Raw genomic sequence first — 17,437 nt, 5'->3', positions numbered from 1 at the left:
CCCGGGGGAAGGGGCAGGGTCAGTGACCCAGGTCGATCCGGTAGCCGAGGTCGAGGCCCTCGGCGCCGGCGCCCGACTTGTCGAGCACGTAGGCGGTGTCGTCCACGATGGTGACGTGGTTGGGGTTCTTCTGCGTGACCAGGTCCTGCACGGCGCCGGTCCACGGGTCGACGACCGAGACGGTGGCGGCGACGCGGTTGGCGACGACCAGCTTGCCGGTCCGCTCGTCGGTGGCCACGGAGAGCGCGCCGGCGCCCGTCGGGATGGTGGCCTTGAGGGTGCCGGTGCTCAGGTTGACGACGGAGACGGTGCCGTCGGTCTGGTTCGTGGTGTAGGCGGTGCGGCCGTTGCGGGAGAGCGAGATTCCGATCGCGCCGGCGCCGGCCGGGTGGAACTTGACGGCCTCGTCCTTGTACGGCGAGAACTGCACGATGCGCGGGTTGTTGAGGTCGGTCGCGTAGACCTTGCCCGTCCGCTCGTCCAGGGCGACGCCCATGAGGCCGGCGCCCTCGACGGCGATGCGCTTCTTCTCCTCGAAGGTGTCCGTGTCGAACGCGACGATCTCGCCGGTGTTGTACGAGGTGGCCCAGGCCAGGTCGCGCTTCTCGTCGACGACGACCTCACGGGCGTGGCCCACGTTCGGCAGGAAGGCGAGGTGCTCGCCGGTCCGCTGGCTGTAGACGGCCACGCCGTTGTCGCGGGTGTTGGTGACCCAGACGGTGTTGTTCTCGTCGTCCACGTCGATGCCGTAGACGGCCTCACGGGCGCCGGTCGTCTCGTTGACCACCGGCGGGGTGAAGCTGCCGAGGACCTCGAGGGTGTCGGGGTCCAGCTTGAGCAGCGCGGTCTGGGTGACCGGCGGGCGGCCGGTGGAGGCGGTCGCCCACAGGACGTCGTTCCGCTCCGAATAGGCGGTCTGGTACAGGCCCTTCCACACCGGGGTGGTGCTCTCCATCGTCGCCGGCTCCGGCTGGTGCGGGTGGGCGGCGGCGGGAGCGGTCAGCGTGAGGCCGGCGGCCGCGGCGACGGCGACGGCAACGGTCAGGCGCAGGTGACGGGTCGAGCTCATGAAGGGTCAATCTCCTTGTGAGGAAGGCGCGTGCGCGCTACGAGATCGAAAAAACGGGGGGACGGGGAAGTGGTGAGGGTCAGCCGGCGGCGGGGGTGCCGGTGCCGGCCGGGTCCGCCTTCGGACGGGAGCGGCGCAGCACCAGGTAACTGGCGGCCGCGGCGCCCGCCGCACCGCCGACCACGCCGCCGGCCGTGGACCAGCCGATGGTGGCGTAGGAGACGGGGGAGGCGGCCGTCGTGGTGGCGGCCGGGGCGCCGTCGAGGGTCTCGGCCTGCGGGGCGGCGGTGGAGTCGGTCGCGGCCGGGGTGCTCTGTCCGGCGGCCACCACGGTGAAGTCGACCTTCAGGCTGGTGGGCGGGTTGGGCGCGAGGAAGCGGAACCAGTGCTCGCCGGCCGGGGTGTCGGCGGGGACCTCGATGTCGCCCTCGTAGGAGCCCTCGGCGTCGGTCTTCCACTGGCCGAGGATGCCGTCGTCGTCCAGCTTGACGGTGACGGTCTCGTTCTTCGGGAACTTGGTCACCTTGAAGTGGATCGTGCCGCCCGGCTGGACCTCGCTGGCGGTGATCTTCGCCGTGGCGCCCGCGGAGTTGGAGGCCGAGGCGGGGGAGCCGGTCGCGGCGGGCACCTCGCCCGTGCCGCCCGCGCCGCCCGCGCCCGAGCCGCCGGTGGCGGCGGAGGCCGGGTCGGCGCCGTCGGTGACGGTGAAGTCGGCGCGCAGGCTGGTGGACGGGTTGGGGGCCAGGAAGCGCAGCCAGTGGGCGCCCTTGGTGGTGCCCTCGGGGACGGTGACGCTGCCGGAGTAGGAGCCGTCGGCGCCGATCGTCCACTGGCCGATGATCTCGGAGTCGTCCAGCTTCACGGTCAGGCGCTCACCGGCCGGGAAGCCGGTGACGCGGAAGGAGACCTTGCCGCCCGCCGTGACGCTGGAGCCGGCCGTGATGGACGCGGAGGCGCCGCTGCTGGTGCCGCCGGTGGACCCGCCCGTTGACCCGCCGGTCGAGCCGCCGGTGGACCCGCCCGTCGAGCCGCCCGTCGAGCCGCCGGTGGACCCGCCTGTCGAGCCGCCCGAGCCGGAGCCGCCGCCGGAGGTCACCGTGAAGTCGGCGCGCAGGCTGGTGGACGGGTCGGGGGCCAGGATGCGCAGCCAGTGGGCGCCCTTGGCGGTGTCCTTGGGCACGGTGACCGTGCCGGAGAAGGTGCCGTCGGCGCGGACCGCGTTCTCCCACTGCTTCAGGATGGCGCCGTCGTCCAGCTTGACGGTGATGTTCTGGCCCTTGACGAAACCGGAGAGCGTGAACGACACCTTGCCGCCGGCCGCGACCGAGGAACCCGCGGTGACGACCGCCTTCGGCCCCGCGGGCGCGGGCTTGGCGGTGACCTTGAAGGGGGAGCTCTTCACGCTGGTGTCGGCGGCCAGGAACCGCAGCGAGTGGTCGCCCGCCGCGGTGTCCGCGGGGATGGCGATGCTGCCGGAGAACGCGCCGTTCGCGTCGGTGGTGAAGGGCTTCGAGGTGAGGAGGGCCGCGTCGTCGAGCTTGATGTTCAGCGCCGCGTTGGCCGGGAAGCCCGAGACGCGGAACGGCACGGAGCCGCCGGCCTGCACGGAGGAGGCCAGGAGTTCGGCCGCTGGGACCCGGACGGTCACCGCGACCGGTATGCCGGGCTGTCCGGGCACCAGGAAGTACAGCGTGTGCGCGCCCGCCGTGGTGCCCTCGGGGACGGTCACGCGGCCGGCGGCGGAGCCGTCCGCGCCGACGGTGAAGGGCTCCGGGGTGAGCAGCGTGACCTTGTCCAGCTTGACGTTGAGCGTCGCCCCGGCGGGGAGCCCCGTCGCCGTGAACGAGACCTGCGCGCCCGCCGCTACGGAGTCGGACCCCAGCGACACCGCGGGGGCGGCGTCGGCGGTCGTCCGCGTCGACAGGCCGGCGGCCTCGCCGCCCTGGCCCGCGCCGAGCGCCGGGGAGGTCAGCGCGCCGATGGTGAGCGCGGCTCCGGCGGTGGCGGCGGCGATCCTGCCGAGACGGCTGTGGGGACGCGGGGCGCGGTCGGCTCTGTAGGGGGACATGGCTGAGGAATGCTCCTGATGGGGCGAAGGGTATGAAAAGCCCAAGAAGTAGGCGACTGCCCAGGACTGATGCCCTGTGCGGCGTGCTTAGGTTAGCCTAACCAAAGCAGATGTGTGAGAGGTGAGTGAGGGCCGATGCACCGGACCCGCGCACCGTTAGCCCGTCCGCCTGCCACCGCGTGCCGGGCACCCGCCTCCGGCGCACGCTCGTAGGGACCAGACCCCACGGCGGAAGGACCGCGCATGAGCGGGCAGGCGGGCTCCGGGAAGAAGCAGCTGCTGGCGGCGGGCGGCACCACGTTCGCGGGCGTGCTGCTCGGCGTCTCCGGCGCGGTGACGGTGCTGCAGGGCATCGCCGCGATCGCCGGGGACGACGTGTACGGCCGGATCGGCTCCTACGTCTTCGAGTTCACCCTCACCGGCTGGGGCGTCGTCCACCTGGTCATCGGCGTGCTCCTGCTCGTCACCGGCGCCGGGCTGCTGAGCGGCAAGGAATGGGCGCGGGTGGCCGGTCTGGTGCTGGCCGTGCTGAGCCTGATCGAGCAGTTCGTGTTCCTGCCCTACGCGCCGGTCTGGTCGGTGCTGCTGATCGCCCTGGACGTCTTCATCATCTGGGCGCTGGCCACCTACCGGACGGACGACCGGACGCACGCGCGCGAGGGCGTCCTCTGAGCGGGAAGCGCACCGCCCGAGCGGGGCGCTCGCCGCTCAGGCGGTGCGCTCCGCCCAGGCGCGCAGGGCCTCCTCGTCGTCGGCGGCGTCCAGGTTCACCGCCGCGTCGATCTGCGCCAGGTGGGTGAAGGCCTGCGGGTAGTTGCCCAGCATGAGGCCGTCCGCCGTCATCTCCTCGGAGAAGAGCCCGAACCGTCCCGCGCGGGCGCAGAGTTCCTCGTACCGGCGGCGTGCCTCGTCGGCCCGGCCGGCCAGCACCAGCGCCGAGACCATGGCGAAGGAGCAGAGCAGGAAGCCGCCCTCGGGTCCGCCGACGCCGTCGTCGGTGGCGGCCGGGTCGTAGCGGTGGACCAGCCAGCCCCCCTCGCCCAGCTCCCGGTCGACGCGGTCGATGGTCGACACCATCCGGGGGTCGGTGCCGTCCAGGAAGCCGAGCAGGGACAGGGACAGGAGGGAGGCGTCGAGGTCCGTGGAGTCGTAGGTCCGGGTGAAGGCGCCCACCGACGCGTTCCAGCCGCGGGCGAGGACCTCCTCGCGGACCTCGTCGCGCTGCCGCCGCCAGTGGTCCAGGTCGGGCCGGTCGTCGCCGGTCAGCTCCGCCAGCCGCAGGCCGCGGTCGAAGCAGACCCAGGCGTACACCTTGGAGATGGTCCAGTGCCGCCTGCCCCGGCGCACCTCCCAGATCCCCTCGTCCGGCTCCCGCCAGCGCCGCGCCGCCTCGTCGACGACGGCGTAGGCGGCGCTCAGTTCCTCGGCGGTCAGCTCCTCCTCGGTGCCGAGCGCGGCCTGCTGGTGGACGAACGCCGCGTCCAGCACCTGCCCGTAGACGTCGAGCTGGTGCTGGGCGAAGGCGCTGTTGCCGACCCGGACGGGCCGTGAATCCCGGTACCCGCCCAGGTGGTCCAGGACGGTCTCCTCGCCCTCGGCCCGCCCGTCGAGGTCGAGCATCGGATGCAGCGCTCCGGCCTCCCGGACGCTGTGCGCCAGGAGCACGCGCAGGTACCGGCTCGCCTCCGCCCGGTGTCCCAGCCGCATCAGCACCAGGACGACCAGGGCGGCGTCACGGTGCCACAGGAACCGGTAGTCCCAGTTGCGTTCCCCGCCGATCCACTCCGGCAGCGAGGTCGTGGCGGCCGCGAGCAGCGCCCCGGTCTCCGCGGTCATCAGCCCACGCAGGACCAGCGCGCTGCGCCGGACCTGCGCCGCGCCGAAGCCGTCGTACCGGTTGCGCGCGTCCCAGGCCCGCCAGGCGTGCAGCGTCTCGTCCCGCATCCGGTGGACCAGGTCCATGGTCAGCGGCCCGTGCGGCGCGCCGTCGTAACCGAGGACGACGGCGAACGACCCGCCCTCGGCGAGGGTGGTCTCCACGGTCACCGGCCCGTCCTCCGCGCCCCGGAGGGCGGGCGCGCCCCCGCGGTCGTCGACGGCCCCCAGCCACAGCCCCGCCACGGCCTCCCGCAGGGCGCCCCGCTCGCCGGTCGGCGACCAGCGCGGCCGGGCGCGCGCGTGGTCGGGCCGGGCGTCGACCCGGTGCCGGACCGTCACCCGCCCCTCGGCGCAGCGCAGCAGGCGCACCAGGACACCGCGCGAGGCGACGCCGCCGGCCTCGTCCGCCGCCGGGGGGTCGTGGACGGCGAGGAAGTCCTCGCCGAGGAGCGTGCCGCCCGGCGCGGACCAGCGGCTCTCGACCAGCAGGGTGGCGTCGCGGTACCGCTGCTCGGGCGGCGGCGCCCCGTCGACCAGGAGCTCCCAGGCGCCGCCGATCCGCCGGTCCAGCAGCCGGGCGAAGACCGACGGCCCGTCGAAGCGGGGCGCGCACAGCCACTCCACGGCGGCGTCCGGGCCGATCAGGGCGGCGGTGTGGCAGTCCGAGAGGAAGGCGAGCGACCCGATGGGCGGCCACCCGCCGGCCGCCCCGCCGTCGGCTCCTTCCCCCCGCGGCGGGGCGGTCACGCGTTCAGCTCCGGCAGCACCTCGGCGCCGAAGGTCTCCACGAACCGCAGCTGGTGGTCCTTGGCCACCTGGTGCAGCATCACCTCGTCGAACCCGTGGGAGCCCTGCCGCGCCAGCCAGGCGGCGTGGCGGCCGAGGTCGGCGGAGACGAGGACGGGGCCCTCCAGGCGGTGCGGCTCCGTCCCGGCCGCGGCCTGCTCGAAGTGCTCGGGCAGCGGGATCTCCCAGCCGACGTCGCTGCCGAGGGCGGCCTCCCGCCACTGGTCGTACGCGGCGTCCAGCGCCTCCTGACCGGTCGGCGCCCACGACAGGTGCGCCTGCAGGACGGCGGGGCCGCGGCCGCCGGCGTCACGGTAGGCGGCGAGGGTGTCCCGGTGCGCGTCGCCCGGCTGGTTGACGGTGACCAGGCCGTCCGCCCAGGCGGCGACCCGCCGCGCCGTGGCGGGGGTGACGGCCGCGCCCAGCAGGATCGGCGGGCGCTCCGGCAGCGACCACAGCCGCGCCCGGTCCACCCGGACCAGACCGTCGTGCGAGACCTCCTGGCCGGCGAACAGCGCCCGCATCACGTCCACGCACTCCTCCAGGCGGCGGGTGCGCTCCTCCTTGGAGGGCCAGCGGTCCCCGGTGATGTGCTCGTTGAGCGCCTGCCCCGTGCCGAGCGCGACCCACAGCCGCCCCGGGTGCATCTGCGCGAGCGTGGCCGCCGCCTGGGCCAGCACGGCGGGGTGGTACCGCTGCCCGGGTGCGGTGACCACGCCCATCGGCAGCTCGGTCGAGGCCAGGGCGGAGCCCAGCCAGGCCCAGGCGTGCCCCGAGTGGCCCTGCCGGGAGGACCACGGCGCGAAGTGGTCGGAGCACATGCCCGTCGCGAAGCCGGCGTCCTGGGCCGCCCGGAGCAGCTGCAGCGCCTCGGCGGGGGAGAACTGCTCGTGCGAGACGTGGAATCCGTACGCGGTCATGGCGGCGTGCTCGCTTCCTGCTCGGGTGGCCCGGCGCCCCCTGGGGACGGAGCGCGGACGGGCCGCTCGTGCCCTCCGCAACCCTCACCCCGTCACGGGCCGTCCGCCGACCCGGGTTGCCCCGATCGGGCCGGCCGCCACCCGGACGGGTCCCCCCGCCCGCTCCCCGCCGCGGCCCGGACGGGTCCCCGCCCGCTCCCGGCCGCCGCCCGGCAGGGCCGGTCAGCCGCGCTCGCGGGAGTGGCCGAAGAGGACCCGGTAGGCGATCAGCAGGACCAGCGCGCCGCCGATCGCGGACACCCAGGTCGCCGGGTCGTAGAAGTCCTGGTCCACGGGCCGGTCGAAGAACCGCGCGGACAGCCAGCCGCCCAGGAACGCGCCGACCACCCCGATCAGGGTGGTGCCGATCAGCCCGCCCGGATCCCGGCCCGGCATCAGCACCTTGGCCACCGCCCCGGCGACAAGCCCCAGTACCACCCACGCCACGACGCTCATGTCCCGCTTCCTCCGCTTCCTTCCCGTCCGGCCCCCGGGCCGGTAGGGGGTTCCTGCCCAACGACCCGGCAGGTCACGCCAGGATGGGCGGATGCAGCGAACGGACGACGACTTCGACGTACTGGTCCTCGGCGGCGCGGGCGTGGACACCATCGTGTACGTGCCCGAACTGCCCCTCCCGGACGCGGACAGCCGGCTGGTGGACGGGGTGCAGGCCAGGGCCGGGCACACCGGCGACTTCGTGGCCCTGGGCCTCGGCAGGCTCGGCCTGCGGGTCCACCACCTCGACGTGGTGGGCGACGACCCGGAGGGCGACCTGGTGCGGGCCTTCCACCGCGACCACGGCATCCCGCTGACCGCGCCGCACGCCCCGGACGGCACCCGGCGGGCCGTGAACCTGGTCGGCCCCGACGGCCGCCGCGCCTCCCTCTACGACGGCGGCCGCGGCGGCGGCCACTACCCCGAGGAGACCGTCGCCGCCCTGGCGTCCAGGTGCCGCCACGCCCACGTCTCCATCACCGGCCCCTGCGAACAGGCCCTGCCCGTGCTCCTGGAGGCGGGCGTCACCGTCTCCACCGACCTCCACGACTGGGACGGCGAGGCCGGGCACCACCTGCCGTACGCGCTCGCCGCCGACGTCGTCTTCCTGTCGGCCGCCGCGCTCCCCGCGGACCCGGAGCCGGTGATGCGCCGGATCGCCCACGAGGGCCGCGCCCGGGCCGTGGTCGTCACCGCCGGTGCCGAGGGGGCGCTGCAGCTCGTCGACGGAACCCTCACCCGTATCCCGCCCGCCGCCCCGCCCGGGCCGGTCGTCGACTCCAACGGCGCGGGCGACGCCTTCGCCGCCGGCTACCTGTACGGCATGCTGCGCGGCGAACCGGCCGAGCGGTGCGGACGGTACGGCGCGGTCGCCGGCGCCTACGCCTGCACCGTGCCGGCCACCGAGGCGCGCGCCGTGGACGCCACCGGGCTGCTGGCCGCCGTGGACGGCCCGTCCTGCGGGGGCGGACGCTAGGCCATGTAGGGCAGCGCGGCGGGCGGCGGCCGATCAGGGCGTTAAGGGTGGAGCGAACAGGGAACCGGAGGCTCACCGCCCAGCGCCCGGAGGTCGCGTGCTCGTCGTCGTGCTCTCGCAGCTCGCGTGCGCCGCCGCCCTGCCCGCGGCCGCCCGCCGCATCGGCCGCGGGGTGTGGGCCGTCGCCGCCGTGGTGCTCGCCGCCTCCCTGGTCTGGCTGCTGACCCGGACGGCGTCCGTCCTGGACGGCGGGACGTACACCGAGACCTACGCCTGGGCGCCGACGCTCGGCCTGGAGATCGCGTTCCGCCTGGACCCGCTGGCGCTGCTGATGGCCCTGGTCGTCACCGGCGTCGGCGTCTGCGTGATGACCTACGGCGCGTACTACCACGACACCGGCCACGGCCGGGAGGCCGGCCTGCTGCTCGGCTTCGCGGCGGTGATGCTGGGGCTGGTCCTCGCCGACCACCTGCTGCTGCTCTACGTCTTCTGGGAACTCACCAGCGTCGCCTCCTTCCTGCTGATCGCCGGACGGCGCGAGGGCGGCGACCGGCGGCGGGCCGCCGAGCAGGCGCTCCTCACCACCGTCGCCGCCGGACTGGCCATGCTGCTGGGCCTGGTGATGCTGGGCCAGGCCGCCGGCACCTACCGGATCTCCGCGATCCTCGCCGACCTGCCGGAACCCGGCCCCCTGGTCACCAGCGCCCTGGTGCTGATCCTGGTGGGCGCGTTCGCCAAGTCGGCCCAGTTCCCGTTGCACGCCTGGCTGCCCGCCGCGATGGCCGCGCCCACCTCGGTCAGCGCCTACCTGCACGCCGCCACCATGGTGAAGGCCGGCGTGTACCTGGTCGCCCGGCTGGCCCCCGGCTTCGCCGAGACCGCCCCCTGGCGGCCGCTGGTGCTGACGGTCGGGCTGTACACCCTGGTCGTCGGGGCCTGGCGGGCGCTGCGCGAGACCGACATGAAACGGCTGCTGGCCTACGGCACCGTCAGCGAACTCGGCATGATGATCGCCCTGTTCGGCATGGGCACCCGCACCGCCGCCCTCGCCGGGGCGGTGCTGCTGCTGTCCCACGCCCTCTTCAAGGGCGCGCTCTTCATGGTCGTCGGCGTCGTCGACCACCAGACCGGCACCCGGGACCTGCGGAAACTGTCCGGACTGGCCAGGACGCTGCCCGTGGTCACCGCGGTGGCGGTGCTGGCCGGCGCGTCGATGGCCAAACTGCCGCCCACCGTGGGCTGGATCGCCCAGGACGGCGCCCTGGAGGCCCTGCTGCACGGCGAGGTCACCGGCACGGCCTGGGCGGCGGCCGCCCTGTGCCTGGGCTCGGTGCTGACCGTCACCTACACCGCGCGGTTCCTCCAGGGCGGGTTCGGGACCAAGGCGAGGACCAAGGCGGGGACCAAGGCGAGGACCGAGGCGGGGACCGAGGCGGGGACCAAGCGCGACGACCGCCCCCCGCGGCCCGCGCGCCCGTCCCACCCGGCCTTCCTCGCCCCCGCCGCCGTGCTCGCCGTGCTCGGCCTGGCCGCCGGCCTCGCCTACCCGGCGGTCGACGCGCTGACCGCGCCGTACGCCGACCTCTACCCCGAGCCCTCCGGCAAGCCCTTCCACGCGGCGCTCTGGCACGGCTGGACCGCCCCCCTGTGGCTGGCGCTGCTCATCGTGGTGCTGGGCCTCGCGCTGCACGCCGCCCGCCGGCCCTTCTCCCGGCTGCTGGGCCGGCTCCCCCGGCTGCCCGACGCCGAGTGGTGCTACCGGCGCCTCATGGTCGCCCTGCACCACGGCGCGGTGGTCTTCACCCGCCGCACCCAGGTCGGCTCCCTGCCGCTCTACCTGACGGCCGTGCTGATCACCGCCGTGGTGCTGCCGTCGATCGCCGTGCTGCACACCATGCCCCCGCTGGGCCAGGTGCGGGCCTGGTGGACCCCGGCCGAACTGCCGCTGGCGCTCACCGTGCTGATCGCCGCCTTCGGCGCCGCCGTGATCAAGCACCGGCTGGCCGCCGTCCTGGTCACCGGCGCCGTCGGCTACGCCGTGGCCGGCCTGTTCGTCGTCCAGGGGGCGCCCGACCTCGCGCTCACCCAGTTCCTGGTGGAGTCCCTCACCCTGGTCGTGGTGGTGCTGGTGCTGCGCCGCATGCCGGCCCGCTTCACCCCCGGGTCCCGGAGCCGGCTGGGGCGCTGGGCGCGCGCCTCGCTGGCCCTCCTGGTCGGGGCGTTCGTCGCCGGTTTCGCCCTCACCGCCCAGCAGGGACGCCAGAACCCGGGCCCGGCCGGCGACTACCTCCGCCGGGTGGGGGAGACCGGCGGCCAGAACGTCGTCAACGCGATCATCGTGGACTTCCGTGCCCTGGACACCCTCGGCGAGATCGCGGTGCTGATGGTCACCTCCCTCGGCGTGATCAGCCTGATCCGGCTCGGCACCCGCACCGACACCGGTCCCGGGAGCGGCTCCGCCGACTGGGCCCGGCCCGGCGAGGAGGAGGGGCCCGTCCCCACGGCCGCCCGCTGGGACGAGCCCCGCGAGCACTGGCTGCCCGGCAGCACCGACCTGCTCGGCGCCGAGCGCTCGGTGCTGATGGAGGTCGTCACCCGGCTGCTCTTCCCGTCGATCCTGGTCGTCTCCCTGTTCCTGCTGCTGTCCGGGCACTACCGCCCCGGCGGCGGCTTCGCGGGCGGCCTCGTCGCCGGCCAGGCGTTCATCCTGCGGTACGTGGTCGGCGGAGCCGCCGACGTCGAGCACGCCGCCCCGGTCCGCCCCGGACACCTGATCGGCTCCGGCCTCATCCTCGCCGCCACCACCGCCATCGTCCCGCTCGCCTTCGGGAGGCCGCCGCTGACCAGCACCCTGTGGACCTGGAACCTGCCCGTGCTGGGCGAGGTGAAGACCGCCAGCAGCCTGGTCTTCGACGTCGGCGTCTACCTGCTGATCCTCGGCGTCATCCTGACCCTCCTGTCGGCGGCCGGCAGCTCCCTGCGCGCCCCCGTGCCGAAACTGGGCACCGGACCCGGCACGGTCGGAGGGCGGTCCCGATGACGACGGCCAGCCTGGACGTCACCATGGCGCTGGTCGTCGGCGGGCTCTTCGCCGCCGGCGTCCACCTGCTGCTGCAGCGCTCCCTGATGCGGATCGTGCTCGGCATCATCCTGCTCGGCCACGGTGCCAACCTGCTGCTCCTGGAGGCCGGCGGGCCGCTCGGCGAGCCGCCCATCACCAGCGGCGGCGAGGCCGTCGACGTCTCCGCCCACTCCGACCCGCTGCCGCAGGCCATGGCCCTCACCGCCATCGTCATCACCTTCGGCGTCACGACCTTCCTGCTGGCCCTCTCCCACCGCTCCTGGCGGCTCACCGGCCACGACGAGGTCCAGGACGACCCGGAGGACCGGCGGATCGGCGACGTCGCCGAACGCGCCGACGACGACCCCACGCCGCACCTGCCGCCCGACGACCGGGAGGACGCCGGATGATCCTCGCCCTGGTCGTCCTCCCCGTCCTGGTCCCGCTGCTCGCCGCCGGGCTCTCGCTGATCGTCTCCGCCAGCACCGACCGGCAGCGCACCGTCACCCTCACCGCCCTGACCCTGGTCCTCGCCGACGTCGTCGCCCTGCTGGTCGTCGTCGAACGGGACGGCACCGTCGTGGTGCGGGCCGGGGACTGGGCGCCGCCCCTCGGGATCGTGCTGGTCGCCGACCTGCTCGCCGCGATGCTGCTCGCCCTGGCCGTGCTGGTCGCCCTCGCGGTGCTGCTCTTCGCCGTCGGCCAGGACAACGCCGACCGCGGGCCCGGCATCACCGTGCCCTACCACCCGTCCTACCTGGTGCTGGTGGCCGGGATCGCGCTGGCGTTCCTGGCGGGAGACCTGTTCAACCTGTTCGTCGCCTTCGAGATGCTGCTCTCCGCGTCCTACGTGCTGATCACCCTGGACGCCGGCCCCGCCCGGATCCGGGCCGGCATGACCTACGTGATCACCAGTCTGACGTCCTCGCTGCTCTTCATCACCGCCCTCGGCCTCGTCTACTCGGCGCTCGGCACCGTCAACCTCGCCGACCTGGCGGTGCAGGCCGAACGGCTGCCGCCCGGACTGCGCACCGCGCTCAGCCTGATGCTGCTGGTCGTCTTCGGCATCAAGGCCGCCGTGGTGCCGCTGCACTTCTGGCTGCCCGACAGCTATCCGACCGCCCCCGCCCCCATCACCGCGGTGTTCGCCGCCCTCCTCACCAAGGTCGGCGTCTACTCCATGGTCCGCACCGAGAGCCTGGTCTTCCCCCGCGACGGCGTCTGGTGGGTGGCGGCGGTCCTGGCGGTGGCCACCATGCTGGTGGGCATCCTGGGCGCGGTCGCCCAGGACGACATCAACCGCCTGCTGTCGTTCACCCTGGTCAGCCACGTCGGGTTCATGATCTTCGGCCTGGCGCTCTCCGACGTCGCCGGACTGACCGGCACCATCCTCTACATCCTCCACCACATCACCGTGCAGGCCACCCTCTTCCTGGTCTCCGGACTCATCGTCAACGCCGCCGGGACCGCGGAGCTCTCCCGGATGGAACGCGGCGACGGTGCCCGGCGGGTGCACGGCGTCACCGGGCTGCTCTTCCTCGTCGGCGGGCTCAGCATGGCCGGCGTCCCGCCGCTCTCCGGCTTCGTCGCCAAGTTCGCCCTGCTGCGGGCCGCCGCCGCCCACGGCGGGGTCGCCGCCTGGATGCTCGCCGGGGCGGCGCTGGTCACCAGCGTGCTCACCCTCTACGCCATGGTCCGCGTGTGGCGCGGCGCGTTCTCCCCGAAACTCGGTGAGCCGCTCCCGCTGCGGCGGCGGCCCGGGGTGATGCTCACCATGTCCGCCGCCGTCGCCATGACCCTCACCGGCCTCGGCCTCGCGGCGGCCGCCGGACCGCTGTCCGACATGGGGGAGCGGGCCGCCACCGAACTGATCCGGCCCGGCGGGTACCGGGACGCGGTCCTGGTCGAAGGAGGGCCGGGCCGGTGAACCGTTCCCTGCTGCGGAGCCTGCCCGCACTGCTGTGGCTGTGGCTGCTGTGGATCCTGCTCTGGTCCACGCCCAGCGCGCTGGTCGTCCTCGGCGGGCTGCTGGTCGCCCTGGCGGTCCTCGCCCTCTCGCGCTTCCCCCGCGTCTCCCGGCAGATCACCGTCCGCCCGCTGCGCCTGCTCGCCCTGTGCGTGCGGATGGCCGGCAACCTCGTCGTCTCCGCCACCGCGGTCGGCTGGGCCGCCCTGCGGCACGGCCCCCGGGTGCGCGCCGCCATCGTGGAACTCCCGCTCGACGCCGACAGCGACCTGCTGGTGACCCTGGCGACGCTGCTCACCAACGTCTCGCCCGGCAGCCTGGTGCTGGAGATCGACCGCCACCGACGGGTCCTCTACGTCCACGTCCTGCTGGTCGTCGCCTCCGACGACGTCACCGAGGCCCGCCGGGAACTGCTGGCCAACGAACGCCGGCTGGTGGCCGCGCTCGGCCGCCGCCAGGACACCGACCCCGCCGCCCCCGCCGCCCCCACGTCACGGAAGGACGACGCGTGACCGCCGTCTACTTCGTCGTGTTCCTGCTCCTCGGCCTGTCCGCGCTGCTGACCGTGGTGCGGCTGGTGATCGGGCCCGGAGTGCTGGACCGGATCGTCACCCTCGACGTGCTGGTCACCCTGTTCGCGGCCGGCATCGCCGCCGAGGCCGCCCGCCGGGAGGACGGCACGGGGCTGCCGGTGCTGCTCGCCGTCACCCTGCTCGCCTTCGTCGGCTCGGTCACCGCGGCCCACCTGGTCGAGGAACGGGAGGGGATGCGGTGAGCACCGCCCTGGACGTGATCTCCGCGGTCCTGCTGATCGCCGGGGCGGTGTTCTGCCTGCTGGCCTCGATCGGGGTGCTCCGCTTCCCCGACGCGGTGGGCCGGCAGCACGCGGCGGCCAAGGCGCAGACTCTGGGGCTGCTGCTCGTCCTGCTCGGCGCGGCGCTGCAGAACGCGCCCCGGTACGCGGTGCCGCTGGCCCTGGTCGCCCTGTTCCAGCTGCTGACCATCCCGGTGACCGGCCAGATCGTGGGCCGCACCGCCTACCGGACGTCCGCGCTGGCGGAGAGCTCGCTCACCGAGGACGCGCTGGCCCGGCGGCTGCCGCCGGAGGAACGGCGGCCCGACCCGGACGACTGATCAGGCCCCGGCGGTGCGGTCCTGCTGCCCGCCGGTGCCGCGGTCGACGACCTCGCCCCGCACGACCTGGGTCCCGCCCGGCGCGGGCGCGTCCTTCATGGCGCGCGACTCCGCCTTCAGGATGCGGGCCGACTTCCCCGCCGAACGGGCCAGGTCGGGCAGGCGCTTCACCGCGAGGACGGCGGCGACGACGAGCAGGACGACGGCGAGCTCGCTCAGTCCGAACATGGGATCCCGTTCTGTGGGCGGTGGTCGGTGGGCGGGGTGGGTCGGGGTGCGGCTGGGTGGGGCGGGAGCGCGGCGTGCCGTGCCGTGCCGTGCCGTGCCGTCGGAGAATGTACCTGGCGGTCCGCCCCCGTGCCCATGCCCCACCGCCCTCCGAGCGACCCGGTGGCGGGCCGGTGCCCGGGGGACCCTCGCCCGGGACGCGGGCGGGGGCCGGGGAGAATGACCGGCATGACAACACATCAGGGCAGGATCACGATCGTCACCGGGGGCAGTCGCGGCATCGGGGCGGCGGTCTGCCGGCGGCTGGCCGCCGAGGGGCACGACATCGTGATCGGTTACCGGTCCGGCCGGGACGCCGCCGAGGCGGTGGCGGCCGAGGTCGCCGCGGCGGGGCGGCGCGCCCTGACCGCGGCCGTCGACACCGCCGACGCCGCCTCGGTGGACCGGCTGTTCGACGCGGCGGCCGCCGGGCTCGGACCGGTCACCGGGCTGGTGAACAACGCGGGCGTCAGCGGCCCGCTGGGGCGGCTGGCCGACGCCGACCCCGAGGGCATGCGGGACGCCCTCGGCGTCAACGTCCTGGGCTACCTGCTCTGCGCCCGGCGCGCGGTCCGCGAGATGACGGCGGGGCAGGGCGGCGCGATCGTCAACATCTCCTCGGCGGCGGCCACGCTGGGCAGCCCCGGCGAGTACGTCCACTACGCGGCCGCCAAGGCCGCCGTGGACACCCTGACGGTGGGGCTGGCGAAGGAGGTCGCCGCCGACGGCATCCGCGTCAACTGCGTCGCCCCGGGCACGGTGTGGACCGAGTTCCACCAGGACCCGCAGCGGCCCGCCTGGGTGGGTGAGGCCACTCCGATGGGTCGCTCCGGGCAGCCGGAGGAGATCGCCGGTGCTGTGGCCTGGCTGATGTCCGACGACGCCTCGTACACCACCGGCGCGGTGCTGCGGGTGGCGGGAGGGCGGTAACCCCCCGGCCGTAATCCGCGTCACAGCGGCGGGCCTTACGGGCGGAATCCGGTCCTGCCTAGGCTGTCGCCCATGCAGCACGAGCCGCCGGGCGGCGACACCCTGGGCACGCCACTGGAGCGCATCGCCGGGGCGCTGGGCGCCCGCCTCACCCACTCCCGCGACGACGGCATCAGCGACGTGGTCATCGCGGAGCCCGGCGACGCCCTGGTCGGCATGCCGGGCGTCCTGGTGCTGGCGGTGGGCGTCCGCGAGGACGAGGCCCCGGCACTGATCGCCGCGGCGGGAACGGCGGGCGCCTCCTGCGTCGCCGTCCGGGCCGGCGCCGACGGCGGCCTGTCACCGGCCGTGCGGGACGCGGCCGAGGCGGCCGGGACACCGGTGCTGGGCGTGCCCGTGGGCGTGCGGTGGGACACCGTCGAGGCGGAGGCGCGGCGGGAGTTGATCCGCGGCGGCGTAGGGCAGCAGGGCGACCTGTACGCGCTGGCCCAGACCGTCGCCACCCTCACCCACGGCCTGGTCAGCATCGAGGACACCGCCCACCGGGTGATCGCCTACGCGGGCCCCGGCGAGGAGGCCGACGAGCTGCGCCGGCGGTCCATCCTGGGCCGCACCTGCCCGGAGCCGTACCTGGCGATGCTCCGCGACTGGGGCGTCTACCAGCGCGTCCGCAAGGGGGAGGAGGTGGTCGAGGTCGCCGCCGTGCCGGAGAAGGACATCCGCCGGCGGATGGTCGCCGGCATCAACGCCGGAGCCCGGCCGCTCGGCACGATCTGGGTGCAGGAGGGCGGCCGCCCGCTCGCGCCGGACGCCGAGGGCGCGCTGCGCGGCGCCGCGCGCATCGCCGGGGCCCAGCTGATCGACCACTACTACCGGGGCGACCCCGCCGCCCGGCTGCGCTCCCGCGAGGAGCTGGCGCACGGCCTGCTCACCGGGCGGTTCAACGCGGCGGCCCTCGCCGAACACCTGGGCATCCCCGCCGACTCGGGCGCCTCGGTGGTCGCCTTCGACCTGCGGGACACCGCCGCCCGCGCGGACGGCACCTGGCGCGACGCCCGGCTGGCCGAGGCGGCCGTGCTCGTCTCGGTGCACGCCGCCGCCCACCGCCGCAACGCGCTGGTCGCCCAGGCATGCGGGCAGATCTACGCGATGCTGCCGGAGCCGACCGGACCCACCGCCACCGCCACCGCCTCCTCCGCGGCTGCCGCGGCTGCCGCCGTCTCGGCCGCGGACACCGCCGCGACGGCCGCCGAACCGGCGCTCGTCCGCTGGGCGGAGCACCTGGTGGCCGCACTGCGGCAGCACACCCGGAGCCCCGTCCAGGCCTGCGTGGCCGGCACCGCCGCCCGGCTGGAGGAGATCCCCGAGGTCAAGCTCCGCGGTCACCGGGGGCTGAGCATCCTGGCAGGGCACCCGGAGCGGACGGTGGGCGCGTACAGCGGGCTGGTGTCGTCGATGCTGGTGCGCGAGACCGTGGAGCTGATGGCCGCGCGCGGCAGCGTCCGGCACCCCGGGCTGACCGCGCTGGTGTCCCACGACGCCGAGCACGGCACCGAGCTGGCCCGTTCGCTGCGGCTGTACCTGGACGCCTTCGGCGACGTGGGGCCGGTGGCCGAGGTCCTCAACGTCCACCCCAACACCCTCCGGTACCGGGTCCGCAAGGCCGCGACGGTCGCCGGGCTCGACCTCGGCGATCCCGAGCACCGGCTCGCGGCGATGCTCCAACTCAGGCTCCCGGCCCGTGCGGAGGAGGCTCCGGGCCCCGCCTTCTGACAGCCGCGCGGCGCATTGTCCGGGCGGACAGCACCTGGGCCCGATCACTGTTCCGGGGGACGAGAAACGGCCGGG

General features: G+C 74.9%; 16 protein-coding genes. 10 read left to right on the top strand and 6 right to left on the bottom strand.

Features of this window, described 5'->3' with window-relative positions; genetic code table 11:
* Positions 1 to 19 precede the first annotated feature (19 nt).
* Positions 20 to 1,069 carry a YncE family protein gene (locus ACWD3O_RS10125; RefSeq protein ID WP_451415535.1) on the bottom strand — a complete coding sequence of 350 codons (1,050 nt, stop codon included), beginning with the start codon at positions 1,067 to 1,069 and terminating at the stop codon, positions 20 to 22.
* A gap of 79 nt (positions 1,070 to 1,148) precedes the next feature.
* Entirely contained in the window at positions 1,149 to 3,137 is a 1,989-nt protein-coding gene (locus ACWD3O_RS10120) for a hypothetical protein (protein WP_451415534.1), read from the bottom strand.
* 243 nt (positions 3,138 to 3,380) lie between these two features.
* On the opposite strand from ACWD3O_RS10120, the gene ACWD3O_RS10115 reads away from it, so the two are divergent.
* Positions 3,381 to 3,809, top strand: a complete 429-nt coding sequence (locus tag ACWD3O_RS10115) for a DUF7144 family membrane protein (protein ID WP_451415533.1) — start codon at positions 3,381 to 3,383, stop codon at positions 3,807 to 3,809.
* A 36-nt stretch (positions 3,810 to 3,845) separates the two neighbouring features.
* Here the strand turns inward: ACWD3O_RS10115 and ACWD3O_RS10110 are convergent, their stop codons facing one another.
* From ACWD3O_RS10110 to ACWD3O_RS10100, 3 genes are all read right to left on the bottom strand, one after another.
* Complete coding sequence (locus ACWD3O_RS10110; protein WP_451415532.1) at positions 3,846 to 5,762, bottom strand: glycoside hydrolase family 15 protein; 1,917 nt, start codon at positions 5,760 to 5,762, stop codon at positions 3,846 to 3,848.
* Positions 5,759 to 6,721, bottom strand: coding sequence for a TIGR03885 family FMN-dependent LLM class oxidoreductase (locus ACWD3O_RS10105; RefSeq protein ID WP_451415531.1), 963 nt, complete (start codon positions 6,719 to 6,721; stop codon positions 5,759 to 5,761). Before ACWD3O_RS10105 ends, ACWD3O_RS10110 begins: the two co-directional genes overlap by 4 nt.
* A gap of 222 nt (positions 6,722 to 6,943) precedes the next feature.
* The gene (locus ACWD3O_RS10100; protein WP_356129614.1) at positions 6,944 to 7,216 is read right to left on the bottom strand and encodes a GlsB/YeaQ/YmgE family stress response membrane protein; all 273 of its coding nucleotides are present in this window, start codon (positions 7,214 to 7,216) and stop codon (positions 6,944 to 6,946) included.
* 91 nt (positions 7,217 to 7,307) lie between these two features.
* On the opposite strand from ACWD3O_RS10100, the gene ACWD3O_RS10095 reads away from it, so the two are divergent.
* The 7 genes from ACWD3O_RS10095 to mnhG all read left to right on the top strand — a co-directional run bounded on the left by ACWD3O_RS10095 (position 7,308) and on the right by mnhG (position 14,392).
* Positions 7,308 to 8,231: a PfkB family carbohydrate kinase gene (locus ACWD3O_RS10095; protein WP_451415530.1), complete on the top strand. Its 924-nt coding sequence runs from the start codon at positions 7,308 to 7,310 to the stop codon at positions 8,229 to 8,231.
* 97 nt (positions 8,232 to 8,328) lie between these two features.
* Positions 8,329 to 11,271, top strand: coding sequence for a Na+/H+ antiporter subunit A (locus ACWD3O_RS10090; protein ID WP_451415529.1), 2,943 nt, complete (start codon positions 8,329 to 8,331; stop codon positions 11,269 to 11,271).
* Complete coding sequence (locus ACWD3O_RS10085) at positions 11,268 to 11,702, top strand: Na(+)/H(+) antiporter subunit C (RefSeq protein ID WP_451409274.1); 435 nt, start codon at positions 11,268 to 11,270, stop codon at positions 11,700 to 11,702. The genes ACWD3O_RS10090 and ACWD3O_RS10085 overlap by 4 nt, the downstream gene beginning before the upstream one ends.
* A complete protein-coding gene (locus tag ACWD3O_RS10080) occupies positions 11,699 to 13,219 on the top strand; it encodes a Na+/H+ antiporter subunit D (protein WP_451409275.1) in 1,521 nt (506 codons plus the stop codon). The genes ACWD3O_RS10085 and ACWD3O_RS10080 overlap by 4 nt, the downstream gene beginning before the upstream one ends.
* Positions 13,216 to 13,770, top strand: coding sequence for a Na+/H+ antiporter subunit E (locus ACWD3O_RS10075; protein WP_451415528.1), 555 nt, complete (start codon positions 13,216 to 13,218; stop codon positions 13,768 to 13,770). Before ACWD3O_RS10080 ends, ACWD3O_RS10075 begins: the two co-directional genes overlap by 4 nt.
* Complete coding sequence (locus ACWD3O_RS10070) at positions 13,767 to 14,033, top strand: monovalent cation/H+ antiporter complex subunit F (protein WP_451409277.1); 267 nt, start codon at positions 13,767 to 13,769, stop codon at positions 14,031 to 14,033. Before ACWD3O_RS10075 ends, ACWD3O_RS10070 begins: the two co-directional genes overlap by 4 nt.
* A complete protein-coding gene (gene mnhG / locus ACWD3O_RS10065; RefSeq protein ID WP_451409278.1) occupies positions 14,030 to 14,392 on the top strand; it encodes a monovalent cation/H(+) antiporter subunit G in 363 nt (120 codons plus the stop codon). The genes ACWD3O_RS10070 and mnhG overlap by 4 nt, the downstream gene beginning before the upstream one ends.
* Here the strand turns inward: mnhG and ACWD3O_RS10060 are convergent, their stop codons facing one another.
* Positions 14,393 to 14,620 (bottom strand): twin-arginine translocase TatA/TatE family subunit, encoded by a 228-nt coding sequence (locus tag ACWD3O_RS10060; RefSeq protein ID WP_451415527.1) that lies wholly within the window; start codon positions 14,618 to 14,620, stop codon positions 14,393 to 14,395. It abuts the gene before it with no gap.
* 228 nt (positions 14,621 to 14,848) lie between these two features.
* On the opposite strand from ACWD3O_RS10060, the gene ACWD3O_RS10055 reads away from it, so the two are divergent.
* Both ACWD3O_RS10055 and ACWD3O_RS10050 read left to right on the top strand, forming a co-directional pair.
* The gene (locus ACWD3O_RS10055) at positions 14,849 to 15,589 is read left to right on the top strand and encodes an SDR family NAD(P)-dependent oxidoreductase (RefSeq protein ID WP_451415526.1); all 741 of its coding nucleotides are present in this window, start codon (positions 14,849 to 14,851) and stop codon (positions 15,587 to 15,589) included.
* A gap of 72 nt (positions 15,590 to 15,661) precedes the next feature.
* The gene (locus tag ACWD3O_RS10050) at positions 15,662 to 17,362 is read left to right on the top strand and encodes a helix-turn-helix domain-containing protein (protein ID WP_451415525.1); all 1,701 of its coding nucleotides are present in this window, start codon (positions 15,662 to 15,664) and stop codon (positions 17,360 to 17,362) included.
* Positions 17,363 to 17,437 lie beyond the last annotated feature (75 nt).

The organism is Streptomyces sp. NPDC002640 (assembly GCF_053592575.1).
This window is presented reverse-complemented; position numbering and strand designations above follow the sequence as displayed.